General features: G+C 62.5%; 19 protein-coding genes and 1 pseudogene. 10 read left to right on the forward strand and 10 right to left on the reverse strand.

Annotation, left to right across the window (positions count from 1 at the left end):
* Positions 1–109: 109 nt before the first annotated feature.
* Both IVB46_RS43090 and IVB46_RS43095 read right to left on the reverse strand, forming a co-directional pair.
* A complete protein-coding gene (locus IVB46_RS43090) occupies positions 110–724 on the reverse strand; it encodes a response regulator (RefSeq protein ID WP_166078228.1) in 615 nt (204 codons plus the stop codon).
* Between the two features lie 2 nt (positions 725–726).
* Positions 727–2,400 carry an ATP-binding protein gene (locus tag IVB46_RS43095; protein ID WP_247316170.1) on the reverse strand — a complete coding sequence of 558 codons (1,674 nt, stop codon included), beginning with the start codon at positions 2,398–2,400 and terminating at the stop codon, positions 727–729.
* A 340-nt stretch (positions 2,401–2,740) separates the two neighbouring features.
* Here IVB46_RS43095 and IVB46_RS43100 point away from each other — a divergent pair.
* Positions 2,741–3,010: pseudogene (locus IVB46_RS43100) on the forward strand (TMEM175 family protein); the annotation flags it as partial.
* Between the two features lie 283 nt (positions 3,011–3,293).
* Here the strand turns inward: IVB46_RS43100 and IVB46_RS43105 are convergent.
* The 6 genes from IVB46_RS43105 to IVB46_RS43130 all read right to left on the reverse strand — a co-directional run bounded on the left by IVB46_RS43105 (position 3,294) and on the right by IVB46_RS43130 (position 6,996).
* The gene (locus IVB46_RS43105; RefSeq protein WP_084794953.1) at positions 3,294–3,806 is read right to left on the reverse strand and encodes a DUF417 family protein; all 513 of its coding nucleotides are present in this window, start codon (positions 3,804–3,806) and stop codon (positions 3,294–3,296) included.
* A gap of 19 nt (positions 3,807–3,825) precedes the next feature.
* Entirely contained in the window at positions 3,826–4,512 is a 687-nt protein-coding gene (locus tag IVB46_RS43110) for a sensor histidine kinase (protein ID WP_247346013.1), read from the reverse strand.
* 37 nt (positions 4,513–4,549) lie between these two features.
* Positions 4,550–4,804 (reverse strand): hypothetical protein, encoded by a 255-nt coding sequence (locus IVB46_RS43115; RefSeq protein ID WP_063980878.1) that lies wholly within the window; start codon positions 4,802–4,804, stop codon positions 4,550–4,552.
* A gap of 133 nt (positions 4,805–4,937) precedes the next feature.
* A complete protein-coding gene (egtD, locus tag IVB46_RS43120) occupies positions 4,938–5,918 on the reverse strand; it encodes an L-histidine N(alpha)-methyltransferase (RefSeq protein WP_247316172.1) in 981 nt (326 codons plus the stop codon).
* 56 nt (positions 5,919–5,974) lie between these two features.
* Positions 5,975–6,418: a sigma-70 family RNA polymerase sigma factor gene (locus IVB46_RS43125; RefSeq protein WP_247316173.1), complete on the reverse strand. Its 444-nt coding sequence runs from the start codon at positions 6,416–6,418 to the stop codon at positions 5,975–5,977.
* Between the two features lie 212 nt (positions 6,419–6,630).
* Positions 6,631–6,996 (reverse strand): response regulator, encoded by a 366-nt coding sequence (locus IVB46_RS43130; protein ID WP_063980875.1) that lies wholly within the window; start codon positions 6,994–6,996, stop codon positions 6,631–6,633.
* A gap of 470 nt (positions 6,997–7,466) precedes the next feature.
* Between IVB46_RS43130 and IVB46_RS43135 the strand changes: the two genes are divergently transcribed.
* The 3 genes from IVB46_RS43135 to IVB46_RS43145 all read left to right on the forward strand — a co-directional run bounded on the left by IVB46_RS43135 (position 7,467) and on the right by IVB46_RS43145 (position 15,003).
* Positions 7,467–7,994 carry a DUF417 family protein gene (locus IVB46_RS43135; RefSeq protein ID WP_256468725.1) on the forward strand — a complete coding sequence of 176 codons (528 nt, stop codon included), beginning with the start codon at positions 7,467–7,469 and terminating at the stop codon, positions 7,992–7,994.
* Between the two features lie 407 nt (positions 7,995–8,401).
* Positions 8,402–13,921, forward strand: a complete 5,520-nt coding sequence (locus IVB46_RS43140) for an AAA family ATPase (RefSeq protein WP_247346018.1) — start codon at positions 8,402–8,404, stop codon at positions 13,919–13,921.
* Between the two features lie 161 nt (positions 13,922–14,082).
* Positions 14,083–15,003: a DUF427 domain-containing protein gene (locus IVB46_RS43145; protein ID WP_247316176.1), complete on the forward strand. Its 921-nt coding sequence runs from the start codon at positions 14,083–14,085 to the stop codon at positions 15,001–15,003.
* Between the two features lie 457 nt (positions 15,004–15,460).
* Here the strand turns inward: IVB46_RS43145 and IVB46_RS43150 are convergent, their stop codons facing one another.
* Positions 15,461–16,456 (reverse strand): AraC family transcriptional regulator, encoded by a 996-nt coding sequence (locus IVB46_RS43150; RefSeq protein WP_247316180.1) that lies wholly within the window; start codon positions 16,454–16,456, stop codon positions 15,461–15,463.
* Positions 16,457–16,586: 130 nt separating this feature from the next.
* On the opposite strand from IVB46_RS43150, the gene IVB46_RS43155 reads away from it, so the two are divergent.
* Positions 16,587–17,123: a peroxidase-related enzyme gene (locus IVB46_RS43155; RefSeq protein WP_247316182.1), complete on the forward strand. Its 537-nt coding sequence runs from the start codon at positions 16,587–16,589 to the stop codon at positions 17,121–17,123.
* Between the two features lie 45 nt (positions 17,124–17,168).
* Entirely contained in the window at positions 17,169–17,678 is a 510-nt protein-coding gene (locus IVB46_RS43160; RefSeq protein WP_014498377.1) for a DUF417 family protein, read from the forward strand.
* Between the two features lie 74 nt (positions 17,679–17,752).
* Here IVB46_RS43160 and IVB46_RS43165 read toward each other — a convergent pair whose 3' ends face one another.
* A complete protein-coding gene (locus IVB46_RS43165; RefSeq protein WP_247346021.1) occupies positions 17,753–18,859 on the reverse strand; it encodes a LysR family transcriptional regulator in 1,107 nt (368 codons plus the stop codon).
* Here IVB46_RS43165 and IVB46_RS43170 point away from each other — a divergent pair.
* The 4 genes from IVB46_RS43170 to IVB46_RS43185 all read left to right on the forward strand — a co-directional run bounded on the left by IVB46_RS43170 (position 18,849) and on the right by IVB46_RS43185 (position 21,589).
* The gene (locus IVB46_RS43170; protein WP_247316185.1) at positions 18,849–19,871 is read left to right on the forward strand and encodes an NADH:flavin oxidoreductase; all 1,023 of its coding nucleotides are present in this window, start codon (positions 18,849–18,851) and stop codon (positions 19,869–19,871) included. The two genes, IVB46_RS43165 and IVB46_RS43170, sit on opposite strands and share 11 nt — an antisense overlap.
* A 69-nt stretch (positions 19,872–19,940) precedes the next feature.
* Complete coding sequence (locus IVB46_RS43175; protein ID WP_208068717.1) at positions 19,941–20,123, forward strand: hypothetical protein; 183 nt, start codon at positions 19,941–19,943, stop codon at positions 20,121–20,123.
* Positions 20,124–20,453: 330 nt separating this feature from the next.
* Positions 20,454–20,750: an antibiotic biosynthesis monooxygenase gene (locus IVB46_RS43180; RefSeq protein ID WP_247316187.1), complete on the forward strand. Its 297-nt coding sequence runs from the start codon at positions 20,454–20,456 to the stop codon at positions 20,748–20,750.
* A gap of 113 nt (positions 20,751–20,863) precedes the next feature.
* Entirely contained in the window at positions 20,864–21,589 is a 726-nt protein-coding gene (locus tag IVB46_RS43185; RefSeq protein ID WP_247316189.1) for an alpha/beta hydrolase, read from the forward strand.
* Positions 21,590–21,640: the final 51 nt, after the last annotated feature.

Below are 21,640 nucleotides of genomic sequence, written 5' to 3' on the forward strand. Positions count from 1 at the left end.
GCGCTGGCGGACAATCTCACGCTTGTGCTGTTCCGGCCCATACTTAGGTATGGGTCGCGTGCAGTGACGGCGCCGAGATGATTCAGCACGAGATGCCAGTCCCGAAGCTTCAGCCCTGGAGTTGGAGCGCTTCTGCCATTCGGACGAGCATTGCCGCGGTTTTTGCCCCGAGCTTCCGCATCACGCTGCCACGATGCATCTTGACTGTCGCTTCGCTGATCGAGAGCTCGCTGGCGACCTGCTTGTTCATCAGACCGGATGCCACCAGCGTCATCACTTGCCGCTCGCGCGTGGTCAGGAGTGCAAACTTCTCCTGCAACTGCGCCAGGTGCGCGCTGTCGTCACGCCGATCGATGTCCTTTCGGATCGCGGCCGTGATCGCATCGAGAAGATCCTGATCCCGTATCGGCTTGGTGAGAAAATCGACCGCCCCCAGCTTCATGCCTCTGACCGACATGGGAATGTCGCCAAAGGCGGTCATCAGGATCACCGGGATTCCGACATTGATTTTCGTCAGGTACTCCTGCAGCTCCAAGCCACTCGTGCCGGGCAATCTGACATCGAGCACCAGACACGCAGGGGCATCCGACAGCTCGACCTTGAGGAAATCCGAAGCAGATCCGTACAGGGCGACCTTGTAGTGCAGGGACTCGAGCAGGTCGCCAAGGGACTCGCGAACCGCGCGGTCATCGTCGACGATATGAACAACGCCGGAAGGAGGCATGTCTACCGGCTTTCCGACGTCTGAACCGCCTGGCGAAGCGGGAGAGCGAAGGTGAACTTCGCTCCGCACCTCCCGTTTTCTTCCACCCATAGCTGTCCTCCGTGGAGTTTCACTATCTTGCGGCAGATCGACAGTCCCAGACCGAGTCCCGCTCCCTTCGTCGTATAGAGCGTCTCGAAGACCCGCTCTCTATCAGCCGGGCTGATGCCGCCCCCCGTATCCGCGATTGCCACGGAAATCATACCATCGGCGACCCCCGAAGAGAGGGCCAAAATGCGGTTCCCGTCCTCGACCGCGGTCATGGCCTCGATCGCGTTGCGCACGAGGTTGAGGGCGACCTGCTGGACCTGAACACGGTCTGCTTCGACACGGGGCGATGATCGATCGAAGTCGGTACGGACGATGACCCCGGCACGCTCGATTTCCCTGTTCGACAGAAGCAGAACCTCCGCAACCGCATCGTTGATATCGAACTCGGCAAAATGGACCTGCGTGCCCCGCACGAGGGAGCGGACCCCGGTCACAACCTCCGCGGCTCGACGTGCCTGTCTGATGATGCGCGCGACCGATTTCCGGGCCTCCGCGGCCTGAACGGGATCCCTGGCGAGCCACCGGAGGCAAGCTTCCGCACTCATGATCATCCCCGTCAGCGGCTGATCGATCTCGTGAATGATCGAGCCGGCGAGCTCGCCAAGGGACGTCAGACCCGTCGCGCGCGCAAGCTCGTTTCGCGCGTCGGCGAGAGCCTGCTCCGCCGCCTTCCGTTGCGACACGTCCGTGATGATGCCTTCCAGCTCGAGGTCTCCCGTGGGCCCCTCATCGAATTGCCCGACGGCGACGACATGCAACATCTTGCCGTCCCGGTGGACCACGCGGTACTCGTGGGTGAAGGGCGACTTCGTGCTGATCGCCTCGGTGAGGTCCTGCTCCAGCGCGGGATAATCCTCGGGGTGGACCCGGCTCCTGAACACCTCGAAGGGCACGGGGTTCACGTCCAGATCGATATCCAGAATGCGATAACATTCGCGCGATCCGCGGGAGAGCAGGGTCCGCGTGTTCCAGCGATAGCTGCCCATCCCGCCGATCTGCTGACCTCTGACCATCCACATATTGGTCTCGCGCAGCGCCTCGAACAGGCGGACGGATTCGAATGAGACGGCGGCCTGATTGGCCAGCATGGATGTCACCCAGACGCATCGCGGCGTGAAGATCTCCGCACCTCCATCCGCTTCGAGATAGAGAACGCCGATCGCCCAGTGCTGGTGAATCAACGGCAGGCACAGCTGCGCTATCTTTCCAGACGGCGGGTTTGCGGGATCGATCAGTGCCGAGCTCTCCGCGCCGGCTTGCCTCACGACCGTTTGCTTTCGATCGAGCACCTGTTCGGCAAGGTCGCTCGGCAGGCGGAATTCGGCGTGCGGCGGGAAGGAGGCAAGGAAGTTCGCCCTCTCGCGCGGGAAGCTCGCATCGGCCTTGGCAAGCAGCTCTCGTTGCCCGCTGAGCAGGATCGCCCCTCGACTAGCCCCGGAATAACTCAGCGCCTCCATGAGAAGAGCCTTGGCCAATCCCTGATAGCTGATTTCTCTCGAGATAATCTGAAACGCCTTTGCGACCAGATCGAGTTCGTGCGTCTCGTTATCAAGCCTCATACCGAGATGTCTCGTCGTGAAAATCATTTCCAGACGTCTCGACGCATCACCCCGCCGCTTGCGTATCGAGGGGTGGGACGAGAGCGCGTCAGTACGCCGCAACATGTAACGGGACTTGCGAACGTTGCCAAGTTTGGTTGCGGAGAGCCACGGTTCACGAGCCCGCGCCATGCACGTCGTTGCGCATTGCCCCGATTTTTTTCGAAGCAGCTGTAACCGATGCGACGGTTGCTCCGAATGTCTACGAAAGTGCGGAGCAGCGGTATTGCGCCCCGCTGGCCGTCGGCATGACCCGCCTGCTGTTCAGGCCTAATCGGGGCGCCGAGACACTGCCGCGCAGGCCTGCATCGGCAAGGAAACAGGAATGATGACCGCGGACTCTCCGAAGACGGAACGCCTGAATGCCCTCTCGGACGCGGTTTTTGCAGTCGTTATTACAATTCTCGCCCTGGACCTGCGCCCGCCGCACGCTCCGAGCCTCAATGCTCTGTTCGAACTCTGGCCGACCGTCATCGGCTACGCAGTCAGCTATCTCTTCATCGCCATCGTCTGGGTGAACCATCACCATCTTCTGCACTATGCCAGCGCGGCGACGCCCCGATTGATCTGGGGAAACTTCGCTCATCTGTTTTCCGTATCGCTGCTGCCGTTCTCGACAGCCTGGATCGCGAGCTCAAGGCTGGCGCCGCTGCCCGTCACCGTCTATGCCGGCGTATTCGCCCTGGTGAACGCGACCTATCTGTTGCTGTGCTGGGAAGCCGTCGACCGGCCGGCGATCGAGGCGATCCCGGGCCAGGCGCGCATGATGATGCGCATGCGATCCTTGACCACCCTGCTCGGCTTCCTCGCCGCGGCGGCCGTCTCGTTGCACTATCCCATGCTCGCGCTGGTCATGATCTGTATCTGCCTTGCAGTGTATCTCAAGCCTCAGGTCGCAGGACACGCGCCGCGTCCTGCTTCAGAAGATACAACGATACTGCAAGCAGCACGACATCCTTCATCAGGAACGGAACGTTGCCCGTCATCGCCGGAAAGCCGCCCGCAGCAGCGTCCCAACCGTCCGGCATAAACGGAATGATCGTGACTGTTGCGATGAAGGTACCGGTAGATCCAAGTGCGCCCAGAATGCCGAGCCGCTTGCTCCAGAAGCCCGCGAATATCAAAGCACCAAAGGTCCATTCGGCGACGCCGAGGAACCAACTGGCACCTTGATGGCCGAAAGCGGGATAGAGCCACCAGATCAGCGGACCGTTGCTGATGAAGGGGTCCAGGCGATCCGCCTCGTACGCCCACCATTTCTGGTAGCCGAAGAAGAAGAACAGGATCACCATCGACGCCCGGACGATGTGGTAATCCAGGTCTCCCGCAAGCAGCCCCGATATCGGCAGCCTGCTTGCGAATGATTTGCGCTGGGCTCTCGCCAATGTACTCATGGTGCCGATCCTCCTGATCCTAACTGACAGGCCCTTGCGCGGTCAGCGCCTGACCGAGATCGATCAGAAGCCGGCAGACAAGGCCGTCGGGTGCGAAGTCGAGATCGACCTGCGCGCCCGGCAGGGCCCTTGCGATCAATTGCGTGCCAAAGCCCTTGCGTACTGGCTTGGTCACAATCGGTCCGCCGCGCTCACGCCACTGGATCGCAAGACCTTGTCCGCCGAGATAGGGCGGGCTTTCCCAGATCACCTCGACGGCTCCTGCCGTCGATGTCAGCGCGCCGTACTTGCTCGCGTTGGTAGCCAGCTCGTGAATGATGACGTGCAGCGCCAAGGCGATGTGCGGCTCCAGCGTGAGGGCCGGCCCCGCGAGCAGAATGCGGCCTCTGTGAAACATCGCGTGCGGCTTGAGCGTTCGCTCCAGCATCGCCGCGAGAGACACGCGCTGCTCTCCCGCGGATTCGATCATCCTGTAGGCATCGGACAGGGTCGCGATCCGTGCCGAGAGCGCCTCGCGAAAATCGGCGGTCGTATTCGCATCGGTGTTGTTCACGAAGCACCGAACGATGCTCAGGATATTGCGCATGCGATGCTGCAATTCCCTGACCACAAGCTCGATCTCGTCATCCCGGATCGGGGCGATCCGCTCAAAGTGCGCGCACCCGCTTCCGCCGTCGTGGAACGAACCGGTGACAGTGTGCCTCATGTGCAGACCTATCGCTGTTTGCTGAACCGGATTTCGATCAACACCCGCGGCAGATTTTCAGCTTCTTGTCGAGATCTGCGTCCAGACCTTCCAGTTTCCGGTTGAAGTCGGTAATGCGCTTCTGCAACGCATCCTCGGCGACTGAATTCGGCATGAATTCATTGCCGCGCGGCTGCACCTGGACGGTCTCAGCCGGGCTCGGCGCTTTCGGCGACGGCGCCGGGAGCGGATCTGCCAGGGCGGTTAGAGGAATGGCGGCGAAGCTCAGGATGAGGGATGAACGGAGTTGCATGGTCGCGCCTCAACGCAGTTGATTGCCGTGATGACGCGCACATTATGCAGCATGTGTACGGGCCTCGCTGTTCGTGGATTGCGCCGATTGAGGCGATATTGTTGGAATGATTCCGTCTACACCCCGATTCCTCCTAGGGTGCCGCCGGCGCGGGCCTTTGCTCCGCGAGAATGACCGAGAAGAGCCCGCTGTCGTCAGTCCAATCGGCGACGGGATTCCATCCGCCGGCCTGCAGCAGGACGAAGGCATCCCTCCGCCCGTATTTGAGGCTGTTCTCCGTGTGGATGGTCTCGCCGTTCGACAACGAGAAGACGCGACCATCGACCTCGAAGCGGACGTCGCGCGTGGCTTCCAGATGCATCTCGATACGCGCCTCCGCATCATTCCAGCGTGCCAAATGGCGAAAGGCGCCCAGGGGAATCGAACCGCCCAGCTCGCGGTTGATCCGATGCAAGAGGTTGAGATTGAATGCGGCCGTCAGCCCTTGCGGATCGTCATATGCCGGCAGCAGAACATCCTGATGCTTGATACGATCGATGCCGATCAGCAGCATCGATCCGGCACCCAGGGTCGCCGCCATGGCCCGCAACAGGTCGACCGCCGCAGGCACGGTGAGGTTTCCGATCGTCGACCCCGGAAAGAAACCGAGGCGCGCAGTCGAGGCAATCTCTTCCGGCAGCGCAAATAGATAGGTGAAATCGGCCTCGGTTGGATAGATCGGCAGTCCCGGGAATGCATGCGACAAGCCTGCCGCAACCTCCCAGAGGAACTCGCCCGAGATGTCGATCGGCACATAGGCGGAAGGCTCCGTCTCTGCCAGCAACAGTCGCGTCTTTGCCGACGAGCCTGAGCCGAATTCTATGACTGCGCGGCCCGGCCCCGCGAGCGCGGCGATTTCCGATACCGCGGAGGCAAGGATCGATCGCTCGGTTCGTGTCGGGTAGTATTCGGGCAGCAGCGTGATGGCTTCAAACAGAGCCGATCCGCGGCGGTCATAAAGCCATCTCGCCGGAATGGCCTTTGGCGCGAGGCTCAGCCCTTCCATGATGTCATAGCGGAACGCCGCCGCCAGGTCGGCCACCGTAGATCGCATTTCGTTCTGGAGTTGAAGCAATTTCGGCTTTCCTTCGCACGACGTCTCGATCGGCCCGGCCGGCGGCCGCAATGATGTCAGGAGACCAATGTCGACAATTTTTTCAGGCCGCGATGGATATTGATCTTGACCAGGGCCGCCGACTGTCCGGTCGCACCGGCCGCTCGCGCGATGCTCAGACCGTTGAGCTTCACGAGGCGGATCACGCTCTCCTGCGCAGGCTTCAACCGGCCAAGCAGTTGGTCCAGCGCAGCAGCGCTGATCGCGGCACCTTCGTGATCCTCGATTGCGATGTCTTCGTCGAGCGCGAGCGCGCTGTAGCGAGACGCATCGCGAACGCGATCGACCCATTTGTAGCGGGCAATCGCCGTGACCCAGGCGCCGAAGGGCTTCGAGGGCGTAAACGTGTGGCGCTTCGCGTGAACGGCAAGGAGCACCTCCTGCCTCGCATCGTCGGCGGCAGGATAAGGAAGCCGGCGCGCGTAGTAGGCCCGAAGCCACAGATCCAGCTCCCGCAGCAAGCGCTCATATGCGTCTCCATCCCCTGCTCGCGCGGCAAGCAAGAGCCGGCCCCATCGCTCCGAACAATCGTTCCATCTCTCCCAACGGGCCGCCTTTCGGCGATCATGTCGCGGCGAATCCGTATCCCCCCGGGGTCGTGCACGCGCGGGCTCGTCGCCGCCGGACGATGGCGTCGCCATAGAGGACGTGATGTCGTCACCCGAGAGCGCTTTCATCTTCGAAGGCTCCTGTCGAGACACTCAAGCAGCGCGCTCGTTTCAAACGGCTTTCTGAGAAGGCAGAATGCGCCGATCGAGGCCGCTTCGGCGTCCAGCTGCTTGTGAGGAAGTGCGGTAATGAGAATCACCGGCGCTCCGACCTTCTGCTGCTGGAGCTCGCGAACGAGGTTCAGCCCGCCCATTCCAGGCATGTGAACGTCGGCAATGATGCAGTCGAAGCTGAATCGGCCGGCGTAGCTCAGCAGCGCTTCGGCCCTGTCAAACGGCTCCGAGCGGTAGCCGATCGATCGCATCAGATCCACCAAAGACAGGCACAGGGCCTCGTCGTCATCGACGACACCTACGTAAGGGACCTTCACCTGACTTACCCTCGCAAGACGCGATCATCATCGAAACGCGATCGCAACACGGGCGATTGAAGCGCAAGCCGCTCTCCAGTTGACCAGGCGGCTGCTGTCGTGACGTTCGATGCTTGTTCGCGAGAGGCACATGTTCGGTCTCCCCAACTGAGGAAAATCCAGTAGCTGCGCCAGGATCGGTTGCGCATGTCGGCCTCGAGCATGCGTTCGGCGGGTGCCTCCGACAATCTCGCGATTGTGATGCACAGACCCATACTTTGGTATGGGTTTGCGGCGCCAAGGGCGAGCCACCAGGGGCGACGCGATGTCAGGCCGCGCCGATCGCCTGCAGCCGAACAGCGCAAGTTTGAGAAATGCACGATAACCCGCGCACAGCGCGTCCTTCGAAGCTTGGCTACCGTTCAGATGATGACAGACGTCGACGCCGCCCTTGGCGCCAATCCGCGACCTCGAGAATGAGACGACTTCAGATGGACCATCTCATAAAGAAGCTGTCCGAGCTCGATCTGGTCAGAGGCGATTTTGACTACCATGTCACGCGTGTGGCGATGATCGTCGTGTTCTTCGTCTTCAGCTGCCAGAAATGGTTCGACTACGAAGCGCACGCGTTGATTCCGTTCATCAGCAATGGTCCGCTGATCTTCTGGCTGTATCCGGCGCTTGGCGTGCGCGGCGCGGCCTACTTCCTGGGTTCAGCGGAATTGCTGTTTGGACTGCTTCTGCTGCTCGGATTCTGGAGCAGAAGACTGGCGGTCCTGGGGTCGCTGGGTTCATGCGCGACCTATGTCGCCACCGTGACGATCATTCCGTTCTTCCCCGATGCCTGGGCCGCGCCGGCCGGCGGCTTTCCTGCGGCCACGTTGCCGTTCCTCTTCCTCATGAAGGATGTCGTACTGCTTGCGGCTTCCGTCTATCTGCTCAAGCGGGACCTCCTCCGGGCAGCAGCCGACGTGTCGCCGGCTGAGAACGGGATTGTTCGACAGGAAGCGATGCAATAGCGCCGGTTGGCACTGGAAGAGCAGGATCAGGGTCGTCCCCCGTGACGGGCGATGAACTGCTCGGCTACATCGGCGAGGTCGTTGCCGATGATCTGCGTGAGCGTAGGTTTGCGACGACAGCTTATCGACCTTGACGCTGTCCACGCTGAGCGACCTTTCGAAGACTCCCGCTTTTCTCCCGCGCTCAAGCTCGATGCTTCATCCACGGTTGAGCGGAATTGCCGATCTGAGCGCATCGGAACAACTCCTGTCGGTGACGCTGGGTCCGAACGGAATGTGGCTCATGCCATGGCTCCGATCCCGGCTATTGTTGGGGATTGGCGTTGGGAGTACGTTCCCGAACGGGACAGGTGAACACCTTTCCCTCCTTTTCAATCGACTGGCCGGCTAGTTCCGGAGTCCGGCAGATGCACGTATCCTCGCGGGTATCCACGAATGGCAATGCCGGTCTCAAGGCGTCATGGGACGACGGCGAGCGCGTCTTTTGCCGCGAATGGCGCCCGGGCGCCGATGGCGAGGTCAACAGCGTCCTGACCGTAAGGGCGGCGACGGAACATCCGCCGGCCGCGGTCCTCGACCGGCTCGCCCATGAATACGCCTTGCGCGACGAGCTCGATGGGACCTGGGCCGTACGGCCGCTGGAGCTGATCCGCGACGGTGGTCGAACCTTGCTGATATTGGAAGATCCCGGCAGCGAGCCGCTCGAGCAGTTACTCGGCGCGCCGATGAAGCTGGACCATTTCTTGCGATTGGCTCTCGGCATCACCACAGCCGTCGACCAGCTGCATCGGCAGGGCCTGGTCCACAAGGATTTGAAGCCGGCGAATCTTCTGGTGAGCGGAGCAGACGAGGTCAGGATCACCGGATTTGGCCTCGCCTCTCGCCTGCCGCGCGAGCGACAGCAGCTCGAACCACCGGAGACCATGGCGGGCACGCTGGCCTACATGGCGCCCGAGCAGACCGGCCGCATGAACCGGTCCGTGGATTCCCGCAGCGATCTGTACGCACTCGGCGTGACGTTCTACCGGATGCTGACTGGCGTACTGCCGTTCACCGCGGCCAGTCCGATGGAATGGGTGCACAGCCACATCGCGAGACGTGCCGTTCCGCCCGCCGAACGAGTCAATGGCGTGCCTTACGCCGTGTCGGCGATCATCATGAAGCTCCTCGCCAAGACGGCCGAGGACCGCTACCAGACCGCCGCCGGTCTCAAGAGCGACCTCGAACGGTCACTCGCCGAATGGGAAGCGCAGGGACGGATCGATGATTTCGTCCTGGCCCAAGCCGATATACCGGACCGCCTGCTGATTCCCGAACGGCTCTACGGCAGGGAGCACGAGATCGAGGCGTTGCTCACCTCGTTCGATCGCGTCACCCGGAGCGGCACGCCCGAGTTGATCCTCGTGTCCGGCCCCTCCGGTATCGGCAAGTCCGCTTTCGTCGACGAAATGCAGAAGGCCTTGGTCCCGTTGGGAGGATTCTTCGCCTCCGGCAAGTTCGATCAGCACAAGCGCGATATGCCTTACGCGACGCTCGCGCATGCGCTTCAAGGCCTTATCCGAGGCCTCCTCGCCAAGAGCGATGCCGATCTGGCACCCTGGCGTAACGCACTGCACGGCGCGCTGGGCCAGCTCGGTCAGCTGATGGTGGATCTCGTACCGGAGCTGCGGCTGGTGATCGGGGATCAACCACTTGTCCCGGAGGCCCCCCCGCAAGACGCACAGCGACGCTTCCAACTCGTCGTTCGACGCTTCATTGGCATCTTCGCCAAGCCTCACCATCCGCTCGTGCTTTTCTTCGACGACCTGCAGTGGCTCGACGTGGCCACACTGGATCTGATCGCGTTTCTTCTGAACAGATCCGACCTGCAAAATCTGCTTCTCATCGCCGCCTATCGACGCAAGGATGTCGACGTCAAACATCCGCTGGCACAACGGCTCGTCGAAATTCGCGCCTCCCGTAAACGGGTGCGGGAAATCGACCTGGCACCCCTTACCCGCGCTGCCGTCGAGGAATTCACCGCGGATGCACTTCACTGCGAGCCGGCATACGCCATGCCCCTGGCGCAGCTGATATACGAGAAGACGAACGGGAATCCGTTCTTTCTCACGCAGTTTCTGCGGGCACTGGCCGAGGAAGAACTACTGGCCTTCGATCATGACAAGCGACAGTGGCGCTGGGATCTCGAACGCATCAAGGAAAAAAGCTACGCCGAAAACGTCGCGCGTCTCATGGTCGGCAAGCTGAGCGGTTTGCGCGACGAGACACGTCGGGCCCTGCTGGAGCTGGCCTGCCTGGGCAACAGCGCCGAGATCGCAATGCTCTGCCTCGTGCACGGAGCATCGGAGCAGACGCTGCACGCGGATCTGCGAGACGCGACGCGTCTCGAACTGGTCCGACGCCTCAAGAGCTCTTACGCGTTCGTCCACGATCGCGTGCAAGAGGCCGCTTATGCGCTTCAACCGGACCAGGACAGGCGAACGGCCCTGCACATTCGGATCGGTCTGGTCCTGGCAGCGCAGCTGACGCCTGACGAAACCAACGAGCGCGTCTATATCGTCGCCAACCAGCTGAACCGCGGCATCGCCGCTTTGACGAACGGCGCTGAACGCGAACAGGTCATTGCCGTCAATCTCGCCGCGGGCCGGCGCGCCCGAAATGCAACGGCTTACCACGCGGCGGCAACCTACCTTGAAATCGCCCGCGAACTGCTCGGAGAGGAAGGGCATCCGCGGTGCAGCCGGGACGCCTTCGCGATCGGCCTGCTCCACGCCGAATGCAAATTCCTACTCGGCGAGCTGAACACGGCAGAAGCGGAACTGACGGTCCTGTCGCAGAGCTGTTCGGACATTCAGGCGAGCGCCGAGGTCGCCAGACTCCAGGCGCAGCTATACACCACCGCGGGACAGCTCGAGCGAGCGGTCGACGTTTGCCTCGCATTCTTGCGCAGGACCGGGATTGACTGGTCTCCTCATCCCAGCCGCAGCGAGGTGGACGAGGATCGGCGGCGCCTGAGGAGTTTGACCGAAAAGCTGTCGGACGAGCAGCTTCATGCGCTACCGCCGATGACCGATCCGGATCATCGTGCGACCATGGGCGTCCTGGCCGATCTCCTCACGCCTGCGTTTCTCACCGATCGCAACCTCTCCGACACCATGCTCATGGCGGCCACTCGACTGACGCTCGAGCACGGGACCAGCCCTGAAGCGTGCTACCCGCTGACCGCCATATTCGGCGTGCTCGCGAGCAGTTCAACCGATGCGGAACTTGGATTCCGACTATCACAATTTGGCGCAGCCCTTGCTGACAGGCAGCCGCAGACAGGGCTGAGCGGCCGGGCGCTTCTGGTATTCGGCCTCCACGTGACCCCATGGATTCTCCCGATCCGATCGGGACGGCCGTTCATTCGGCGCGCTCTTGCGATCTGCTTGACGACCGGAGATCTGGCATTCGCGGCGTATTCGCATCGCGGACTGATATCGGTGGATCTCTTCTGCGGCGATCCGCTCATGGACGTCTGCTCGCGCGCCGAGCGGTCCCTGGCATTCGCCGAGGGTCTGGGCGTCCGATTGGCTGCGGAGGGCCTCATCAGGCAACGAGATCTGGCGCAGAGCCTTATGGGGCGCAATGGCCGGAATGACTTCGAGAGCCCCGCGGCGCTTCAGCCCTCGGATGCGAGCGAACCGATAAGCGCCTTCTTCTACTACGCGACGCAAATTCAGATCGAAGTCATTGCCGGACGTGACGATGTCGCGATTGCCCTCGCCGCACGCGCAGAAGCGCTCTCATGGTGCGCCCGCTCTTATTCGGATTTCACCGAATACCGGTTCTACACGGCGCTTGCTCATGCCGGGGCTTATCACGCATCACGCCCCGAGGATCGCGAGCGACGCCTCAACGACCTCCGCGAACACCACCGCAAGCTGACAGTCTGGTCCAACCGTTGCCCCGCGAATTACGCTGCCCGGCAGAAGCTCGTCGCGGCGGAACTTGCGCGCATCGAAGGCCGCGAACTCGAGGCGGAACAGCTGTACGAGGAATCGATCCGATTGGCGCAAGAAGCCGGCTTCGCCCAGATCGAAGCGATCGCTGCGGAGCGTGCAGCAGGGTTCTACGAGGCGCGCGGCATTCGAACGGTCGTCCTGTCCTACCTGACAAAAGCGCGCGATTGCTACGCGCGCTGGGGCGCCGAGGCGAAGGTGGGCCAGCTCGAGAAACTCCATCCGAACCTGCGGGAGCGAGGATCCGCGCTCAGCGCCGCGGGGACGATCGGAGCACCTGTCGAGCAGCTGGACCTTGCGACGGTTCTCAAGGTGTCGGAGGCTGTTTCAGGCGAGATCGTGCTGGAGAAGCTCACGGAGACCCTGCTTCGTTCGGCCATCGAGCACGCGGGTGCGGAACGCGGCGTGCTGATTTTGCCGAGGGGTTCCGAGCTGAGAATTCGGGCGGACGCCGTGACTGGCGGCGGTTCGATCGCTCTCGATCTCGCCGATTCGCCGATCTCCGCAACTGAAGTCCCGATGTCGATCGTGCTTTACACGGCTCGCACCCAGGAAAGCGTCGTGCTCGACGATGCCTCGACGAGCAGCGCGTTCGGCGGCGATGAATACATCCAGAAGAAGCACGTCCGATCAGCCTTGTGCGTGCCGCTCGTCAAGCAAGGCAGGGCGGTGGCATTTCTGTATCTCGAGAACAATCTCGCCTCGCGCGTCTTCACACCCGCCCGGATCGCGATCCTCAAATTTCTCGCATCCGAGGCTGCGACCTCGCTCGACAATGCCCGTCTGTACCGGGAGCTTCAGGAGCGGGAGTCGCGGATTCGCCGGCTGGTCGAGGCCAACATCATCGGGATCTTCATCTTCGATCACACCCCCGACATCCTCGATGCCAACGACGCGTTCCTGAAGACCATGGGATATGATCGCGAGGATCTCGCCGCGGGCCGGTTGCGCTGGGCAGATCTGACGCCGCCCGAATGGCAGGAGCGCACCGACCGCGCGCGGGCCGAATTGAAGGCGACGCGGGTTGTCCACCCGTTCGAAAAGGCGTTCTTCCGCAAGGACGGCAGCCGGGTGCCGGTGCTGACCGGCGGCGCCTTGTTCGACGACGAGCAGGAGCAAGGCGTTGCCTTCGTGCTGGATCTCAGCGAGCGCAAGCGCGCCGAAACCGAGGCACGCGAGAACGAGCAGCGTTACCGCGAGGCCCAGATGGAGCTGGCCCACGCCAACCGCGTGGCGGTGATGGGACAGCTGACGGCGTCGATCGCCCACGAGGTCAATCAGCCGAACACCGCCGTCATCGCCAGCGCACAAGCGGCCTTGAGCTGGCTCGATCACCAACCGCCGGCGCTGGAGCAGACGCGCAGGGCGCTGACACGCGCCATCGAGAACGGCATCCGCTCCAGCGAGGTCATCGAGCGAATCCGGGATCTCGTCAAAAAATCACCGCCCAAACGCGATTCCCTGGCGATCAACAACGTCATCGGCCAAGTCATCGAACTCACGCAGGCCGAAGCGGCGCGGCACGATGTGTCGATCCAGACGATATTCGCCGATCGTCTGCCCAAGGTCATCGGCGATCGCGTCGAGCTGCAGCAGGTCACGCTCAACCTGATCCTGAACGCCATCGAGGCGATGAGCGAGACAACGGGGGGCAAGCGCGAGCTGTTGATCCAGACCGCAAGAGCAGATGCCGAGAGCATACGCGTATCGATCACGGATTCGGGACCAGGCTTGTCGGCGGAGGGCCTCGCGCGGCTGTTCGAACCCTTCTACACGACCAAGTCGGGCGGCCTCGGTGTCGGACTGTCGATATGCCGCTCGATCATCATTGCGCATGGCGGCAGGCTCTGGGCGACTGCAAACGAACCGCGCGGAGCCGTCTTCCAGTTCACTGTTCCGATCGATGACGGCTTTACGGTTGGTTGAATCATCTCGGCTGGCGTCATCACACCGCAAAATTGGTGCGATGACCTGTAACCAAGGCCGGGCCGCGAACGAAATATAGCCATCGGATCGCGCCGGCGAAGCCAAGCACGGGCCGGAACAGGTCCGCCACCGACTGACGGTGCGCTGCAGGGAGAGATCAGTTGGGACTGTCCTGGCAACAAGGCCCGCTTTCAACGGGAGCAATCGGGCGCTTTCTCGTCCCCGAGCCGCTGCCCAAGCGACTCCTGTACGTCGAACCGTTACGCCGCCGCCTCCGCGTGCGCTTTGGAGGAAGCTGGATCGCCGATAGCGAACGCGTGCTCCTGCTTTTCGAACCGGGCCGTTATCCCGTGGCCTATTTCCCGGAGGCCGATGTTTCCCCACATGTGCTGGAACCCACCGAGCACATCACTCAACACGCCGATCTTGGGCCGACGTCTTGGTACAGCGTTCGGGTCGACGAGCAACACATCGCGGCGCGCGGAGCATGGCGGCACACCGACCTGCCCGCCCATGCAGGCGATTTGCAGGGTCTGATCGCTTTTGCCTGGCGGGCCATGGATGCCTTCTACGAGGAAGACGAACGCATCGTGGGCCATGCCGCCGATCCCTATCACCGCATCGACATCCGCCAGACCTCTCGTAACCTGGTGGTCAACCACCAGGGCCGGGTCATCGCCGATACAAAGCGGCCGCTGGTCCTTTACGAGTCCGGCTTTGCACCGCGTTGGTATGTTCCACGTGCCGACATCGATGAGTCTGCCCTCACGCCGGTCAAGCTCCAAACCTTCTGCCCGTACAAGGGCCTCTGCAGCTATTACTCCATCGGAGACGCGCGCCAGGCGGCATGGTCGTATCCCGACGCCTATCCCGAAGTCCGCCGCATCTCCAATTTTGTATCGTTCGAGCCGGACATCGTGACGGTCCATCTCGATGGCACGCAGCTGCGTCTCGACCCCGGCCAATTGGTGGTTCCACACGGCCCCGATCGTAATCTTGACATCGCCGAGGTGGTCGCCGAGCCAACGCCTGGTGGCCGGCCCGCTGAAGCTGCAACCAGTCCCCTCCATCGACGCTCGTGAGACGAACGAGCATATCTTCGAGATCGCGCGGCATTCGGCCTTTCGCGTCCAAGATTATCGTGGCCCTCAACGGAGCCGCTCATCCCGAGCCTCCACTACGGGAGCGCCACAATGTCCCATCGTTCGAACCAGACACGCTCGATCCGCTCCGCTTTTGCGGGCCTTCTCCTGATCGGCTTGCTGTCGCCCGCACATGCCTCCGACCGGAACAGCTCTCTCGACGTCCTCCCCGATCTGCCGTCGCGGCCGCCGCGCGTCTCGCCTCGGCCGAGCCGACGTCGCGCCTGCCCTGGCTCGCTCCGGTCGGCCACCGTCAGCCGAGCCGGGCCGATGCGCCTCAATCAGATGCTCTGTCGGCCTGGGAGCGTGAGCAGCAGCAGCGCGATCAGATGCTGGATCGCAAGCTCATCATCTGCCGCGGATGCTGAGCTAGCCCGGCCACCTCACGCTCGCCTGCCTAGGCATTCTCGCCAGCCGACGCCGTCTCTGCGCTCTTCGCCAGCTCCAGCTCGTCAATCGTCGCAGGCGACTGCGCAGCCTTTCGCCATTGCGCGGGAGTGATGCCCATGTGGCTCTTGAAAGCCCGCTGGAATGCCGCCTCGGACAGATATCCGACCGCTTCAGCCACCGCTCCGGTCGAGAGCGAGGATTTCCTCAGTTCGTTCGTTGCCAGCGTCATGCGGATGTCGGTCAGCAGCTCGCTGGGTGAACGTCCGACCTTCTCCTGGAATTGACGGGCGAGTGTCGCACGCGACATGTTGGCGAGCTGCGCGAGCTCGGGCAGCGTCCATGCGCGCGCGGGCGCATTGAACATGGCCGCTACGACCGGCGCGAGGCGTGGGTGACCTGCGAGCGCAAGCAGCCCGCGTGGCGCGTCCCCGGTCTCGCTGGCGAGGCGCAGCACCAGCGCGAACATCGCCGTCGACAACGCGTTCAGCATCGCGCGGCCACCCAGCTGATCGTCTGCGGTCTCGCCGCGCATCAAGGCAACGAGACCTGCGAGCTGCCCCGCCGTGTCCCGCTCTCCGGCCTGCGCGCCCGCCCTCACGATCAGCACCGGCGGCAGATAGTTGCGCAGCAGCCGGTCGTGCGGCGGGGCGATCGAAAAATGTCCGCACAACAGATCGAGCCGGGCGTCCGAGCCGGGATTCTCGCTGATCGTGAAGTTGAGTGACGCGCGGTTGCGGGCCTTCAGCGGCGCGGCTCCGCTGCCGTCGTGCATGACGTGCCGGGGGTTGCGCGGCAGCAGCAGAATGTCGCCGGCCGCCAGTAGCAGCGGCCGGCCTCCCGCCGGATCGTCCAGCATCGCCGAGCCAGCGAGCACCGCATGGTAGGGGATTTCGTTGGCCCCGCCCGGCCCCTGCTCGATCCGCCAGGGCGCGCCGTAGGAGCAGCGCAGGTCCAGACGGCCGCGCACCGGCATCATCTCGAACAGCCGGCTCAGCCAATCCATCGTATTCACCTCTCAGTGCTCTACTTGAGACGATTGAGCATATATGCTGGCCAATCAAGCATTCAACATCTCATGTCGCGACCCTACTGTCACTCCGCAATCGTTCACCCCCCCAACACGGAGTGCCATCATGTCCCGTCTTTCTGTCCCGAACCTCGAAACTGACGCCGGCCCCTCCGGCCAGGTCTATGCCCAGATCAAGAAGGCCATCGGCAGCGTGCCGAACACCTTTGCGGCCATCGCCGCCCATGGCCCCGCTGCGCTCAAGGCCGTGCTCGCTGCCGACACTGTGCTCGCCTCCGGCGGACTGACCAAGTCCGACAAGGAGATCATCAAGCTCGTCATCAGCGAAGCCGCCGGCTGTGACTATTGTGTCGCCGCCCACAGCCATCTCGCAAAGCTCGTCGGGCTGGCGCCGGAGATCCTGAAGCAGATCCGCGATGGCCGGCCCACCGGTGATGCCCAGCGCGATGCGCTGGTCGCTTTCGTCGACAAGCTTGCGCGCACCAGCGGCACCGTCAGCCACAAGGATTTCGTCGCGATCAAGGCGGCCGGCTACAGCGACGCGCAGCTCGTCGACATCAGCCTCGCCTTTGCCACCACCGTGTTCACCAACGTCTTCAACCGCATCAACGATACCGAGATCGACTTCCCGGCGGTCGCCTAACGCGACGGCCGCCACGTCGCTCATCTCACATCAGGGATCACGACCATGACCATGCTTGCCAACACCCACACCGCCCAAAATCCTCTCGTCCGCGCCCTGCAGGGATCCGGCCTGCTCGCGGAAGATCTCGACTACCATGTCGTCCGCGCCTCGATGGTGATCATGTTCTTCTTCTTCGGCTACCAGAAGTGGTTTCCGTACGAATTCGAACGGCTGGTCCCGTTCATCAGCAACGGCCCATTGATCTGGTGGCTCTATCCCGTGTTCGGCCATGCCGGCGCCAGCTATTTCCTCGGCGTCTCCGAATGGACCTTCGGCGCGCTGCTGCTCGCGGGCTTCTGGAGCCACCGGCTTGGTGTGCTTGGCGCCCTCGGCTCGACCGGCACCTTCATCGCGACCGTCACCATCATTCCCTTCATGCCGGAGGGCTGGGACCTCGCCGCGGGAGGCTTCCCCGCGATGACGGGCAACGTGCCCTTCCTGATGAAGGACGTCGTGCTGCTCGCGGTCTCCTTCTATCTGCTAAGGCAGGATCTGGTTCGCCTGACGCGGTAACAGGTTGCATTCTGCCCGGGGCGACGCGTCGCCGGCGAGCTTTCCCGCTCGCCGGCGATGGCACGTCGCGACGATCATGGCAGTGTGCCCGCAAGCAGCCGTTTTCGCAGAGCATCAATGAACGCTCTTACCCGGACGGGCATTTGCGCGCGAGTCAGGAAAACCGCCCATATCCCAAGCTCAACCGGCGCGGCATCCGCCAGAACGATCCGCTTCAACTCTCCGCGTTCAATCTGCTCGTACACATCCCAATAGGTCATCATGGCGACCCCCACGCCCGCAAGACAAGCCGCTCGAACAGCGTCGACCGTGCTGGCTGACAGCGGGCCGGCGATCCGGATCTGCTCCAATTCGCCTCCACGTATGAACGGCCAGGTCTCCATCGCATGCAGCTTGATGCAGGGGTGGCTCACCAGATCGCCCAGCGTTGCCGGTTCGCCGAAGCGAGCGATATAGGCTGGCGATGCGCAGAGGATGTAGGGATTGTCGGCGAGCCTTGTCGCGATCATGTCGGAAGGCTTCATCGGCGCCACGCGGATCGCAACGTCGAGACCCGTCGAAGCGATGTCGACGCGATCGTCGCTCAGGACAAGATTGACCCGAAGCGCCGGATTGTCCGCGATCAGCTTGGCCACGACGGGTACGATGACGGCATGGCCGATGACGTTCGGCGCGGTGACCTTGAGCACACCTGAGAGCCCCGAGCCGGCGGACGACACGGACTCGAATGCTGAATCGCGGGCGGCTATCAGGGCGGCGGCGTGAGGCAAGAAGGCCTCGCCCTCAGGGGTGAGCGACAGTGAGCGCGTGGTCCGATGAAACAGGCGCGCGCCGAGCTCAGCTTCGAGCGCTGCGAGCCTTCGACTGACCAACATCGGCGTGGTGCCCATCTCTCGCGCAGCAGCGGACAGGCTGCCGGCGGTCACGATGCTGCGAAATAAGGCCACATCCGCGAAATCCATTTTATAACGATAATCGATAAAGTGCTTAGCTTCCAGCCGGACTTCTGTCGGCTCACGGCGAGCTTTAAGTCGATCTCCAGCAAGGGAGGCCACTCCCGAAGGTAAAGGCTCTGGAGATTCAAAAATGATGGACAGCGAAGCGAAGGCGCTCTTCACGCCGATCGATATAAACGGCCGTACCGCGAAGAACCGTCTTGCTGTTGCGCCAATGACGCGCATCACGGCGACCCAGGACGGCCGGGCTACCGAAACCATGACGCGATACTACGAGCGGTTCGCGCGAGGCGGGTTTGGAACGGTCATCACCGAAGGCATCTATACAGACCAAGCGTTCTCGCAGGGCTACGTCCATCAGCCCGGCATGACCGACGACGTGCAGGCCATGGCCTGGAAGCCGGTCGTCAACGGCATCAAGGCGCACGGAGCGGTGGCCATTGCCCAGATGATGCATGCCGGAGCGATCAGCCAAGGCAATCGCTTTCGCGACAGCACGGTGGGGCCGTCTGCCATTCAGCCCAAGGGCGAGCAGATGACATTCTATCACGGAAAGGACCGCTACGTACTGCCGGCAGCCATCACGGAAGAGCAGATCGCCGACGCCATCGCCGGCTTCGCGGGATCGGCCGCGCGAGCGATCCACGTCGCCGGGTTCGACGCCATCGAGATTCACGGCGCCAACGGCTACTTGCTCGACCAGTTCCTGACCGATTACGCCAACAGCAGAACCGATCGCTGGGGCGGCGCCACGGAGAACCGCGTGCGGTTAATCGTGGAAACCTTCAAGGCGGTGCGCGCGAAGGTCGGGAGCGCGGTGCCGGTCGGCGTCCGCATCTCGCAAGGCAAGGTGAACGACTATCATCACAAATGGGCGGGTGCGGAGCGTGACGCCGAAATCATCTTCGGCAGCCTCGGCGATGCCGGCGCCGACTTCGTCCATGTGACCGAGTTTGAGGCGTGGAAGCCCGCTTTCGCCAAGGACGGCCCGTCATTGATGCGCCTCGCCAAGCGCTACGCCCCCAAAGCGACGATTTTCGCCAATGGCAGCCTGCACAACATCGAGCAGGCGGTGGCTGCGCTCGACGATGGCGCCGATGTCGTCACGATAGGCCGCGGGGCCTTGGCGAATCCCGACCTGCCCAAGCGTCTGTTGGACCGCAGCTCTCTGGATGAATTTGACCCTGCGATCCTCGGCCCCATCGCTGACATCAAGGACACCGAACTGATGATGTGAGCGCGTCCCGCGACGTCGATGCCGAGGGCCGACGCTCTGAAGATAGCGCACGCATCGAAAGGAACGATCATGACGGACGCGATTTCCGATGCCTCGGTGGCGTTGTCGCTCATGCTGGAAGCATTGCGCATGCTCGATGGGCCCGAGCATTCGAAGGCTGCGGCCCACCTTCGAGCGGCCATCGAGGAGCTATCGCTTCACACCGCGCAACAGTTGCCTCCACCTCTCGGTGAGGCTCCGAGCAGGTCCTAAGTCGCAATCGGGCGCGTGACCGCGACGACCTCATTCATCGTTTCGGCACCGCTCATCTCACCGCACGACCGGCGAAGACGGCAGGGCCGCGATGGTCGATTTTATAAAAGGACTTCTAATATGACGCTTATGAATTTTCAAATTCATTCTGGATCATCACTCGCAATCGAAAATTTGAGTTATATTAAGTCATTGAAATTACGAAATTATGCCATTCATTCCGATCACGACAAAGCGAACCAATCTCACTCGCTATTCGGTGTGTTTTTATAAGAACGCATTTTATATAGAGACGCACAACAGTCGGATGCAACCGAAAGGATCAATGGCATGGCCAAGTTCGCCTTCTTCGTCGAGTTGAAAGCCAATCGGGGCAAGGAAGCGGAAGTCGAAGCTTTCCTGAAGCAGGGCGCCGCGATGGCGAAGGCAGAGGCCGGAATAGCGGCGTGGTACGGGCTCAAGGAAGAGGAGCCGGGACGCTACGGAATCATCGACACGTTCAATGACGAAGTTGGACGAGACGCGCATTTGAACGGCGAACTTGCAAAGGCGCTGTTCGCGAAGGCAGACGAGCTGTTTTCCGAAGCTCCCAAGGTGCACCGGCTTCACGTCATCGCCCAGAAATAGAGCGTCTTACCGAGGCTCTTCGCTGCAAGGCAGATGATGAGCTTGGGCGGCGCGACTTAACGAACACTTCAGCGAAGCGACCTCCTCCCGAATTCTCCCGAAAAGGACTCACGATGAACCAGGAATCGCCCAAGCCCACTGTCGTCCTTGTGCACGGGGCTTTCGAAGACGCGTCGATCTGGAATGGAGTGATTGAGAGGCTCCAGCGCGACGGCTACCCGGTCGTCGCCTTCGGCAATCCGCTGCTGGGCCCGGCAATCGACACCGCGTACCTGCGCAGCCTGTTGGACAAGATCCAGGGGCCCGTGATCCTGGCGGCCCACTCCTACGGCGGGGCCGTCATCACGCAGGCCGGGGACGACCCCAAGGTCAAGGGCCTTGTCTACGCGGCCTCCATCATGCCCGCGGTCGGGGAGGCCGCAACCCATTTGCTCGAACGGTACCCCGGCAGCACATTCCCCACGTCCGTCGAGCCGACCACTTACACCCTGCCCGACGGTACCAGCGGCACGTATCTCCTCTACCAGCCCGACAAGTTCCACAGCAACGTTGCCGCCGACGTGCCCGCGAGCGTGGCCGCCCTGATGCTCGCCGGCCAACGCCCCATGAACCTGGCGGCCCTGACCGAACCGCTGACATCCGCGGCATGGACGAGCAAGCCGAGCTGGCAAGTCAGGCCGCTGCAGGATCGCGCCATTCCGGTCGACGAATACAAGTTCGAAGCCGATCGCGCTCACTCCACCGTCATCGAGGTGAACGCTTCGCACGCCGTCCCCGTCTTCAACCCGGACGTCGTGGCTGACGCAATCAAACAGGCCGCCCGCGCAGCAGCGAAGTAACGGCGTCCGCAAAGCGTGGTCGCTTGGCATCATTCAAACAGGGAGGACCCA

This window comes from Bradyrhizobium sp. 61 (assembly GCF_023073075.1).
Taxonomy (GTDB): Bacteria; Pseudomonadota; Alphaproteobacteria; order Rhizobiales; family Xanthobacteraceae; genus Bradyrhizobium; species Bradyrhizobium barranii.

Bases quoted from the DNA above. Each gene is read 5' to 3' on its own strand.
- IVB46_RS43090 (WP_166078228.1), bottom strand. From the start codon at position 724: ATGCCTCCTTCCGGCGTTGTTCATATCGTCGACGATGACCGCGCGGTT.
- IVB46_RS43095 (WP_247316170.1), bottom strand. From the start codon at position 2,400: ATGATTTTCACGACGAGACATCTCGGTATGAGGCTTGATAACGAGACG.
- IVB46_RS43105 (WP_084794953.1), bottom strand. From the start codon at position 3,806: ATGAGTACATTGGCGAGAGCCCAGCGCAAATCATTCGCAAGCAGGCTG.
- IVB46_RS43110 (WP_247346013.1), bottom strand. From the start codon at position 4,512: ATGAGGCACACTGTCACCGGTTCGTTCCACGACGGCGGAAGCGGGTGC.
- IVB46_RS43115 (WP_063980878.1), bottom strand. From the start codon at position 4,804: ATGCAACTCCGTTCATCCCTCATCCTGAGCTTCGCCGCCATTCCTCTA.
- IVB46_RS43135 (WP_256468725.1), top strand. From the start codon at position 7,467: ATGGACCATCTCATAAAGAAGCTGTCCGAGCTCGATCTGGTCAGAGGC.
- IVB46_RS43140 (WP_247346018.1), top strand. From the start codon at position 8,402: ATGCACGTATCCTCGCGGGTATCCACGAATGGCAATGCCGGTCTCAAG.
- IVB46_RS43150 (WP_247316180.1), bottom strand. From the start codon at position 16,456: ATGGATTGGCTGAGCCGGCTGTTCGAGATGATGCCGGTGCGCGGCCGT.
- IVB46_RS43155 (WP_247316182.1), top strand. From the start codon at position 16,587: ATGTCCCGTCTTTCTGTCCCGAACCTCGAAACTGACGCCGGCCCCTCC.
- IVB46_RS43160 (WP_014498377.1), top strand. From the start codon at position 17,169: ATGACCATGCTTGCCAACACCCACACCGCCCAAAATCCTCTCGTCCGC.
- IVB46_RS43170 (WP_247316185.1), top strand. From the start codon at position 18,849: ATGACGCGCATCACGGCGACCCAGGACGGCCGGGCTACCGAAACCATG.
- IVB46_RS43165 (WP_247346021.1), bottom strand. From the start codon at position 18,859: ATGCGCGTCATTGGCGCAACAGCAAGACGGTTCTTCGCGGTACGGCCG.
- IVB46_RS43175 (WP_208068717.1), top strand. From the start codon at position 19,941: ATGACGGACGCGATTTCCGATGCCTCGGTGGCGTTGTCGCTCATGCTG.
- IVB46_RS43180 (WP_247316187.1), top strand. From the start codon at position 20,454: ATGGCCAAGTTCGCCTTCTTCGTCGAGTTGAAAGCCAATCGGGGCAAG.
- IVB46_RS43185 (WP_247316189.1), top strand. From the start codon at position 20,864: ATGAACCAGGAATCGCCCAAGCCCACTGTCGTCCTTGTGCACGGGGCT.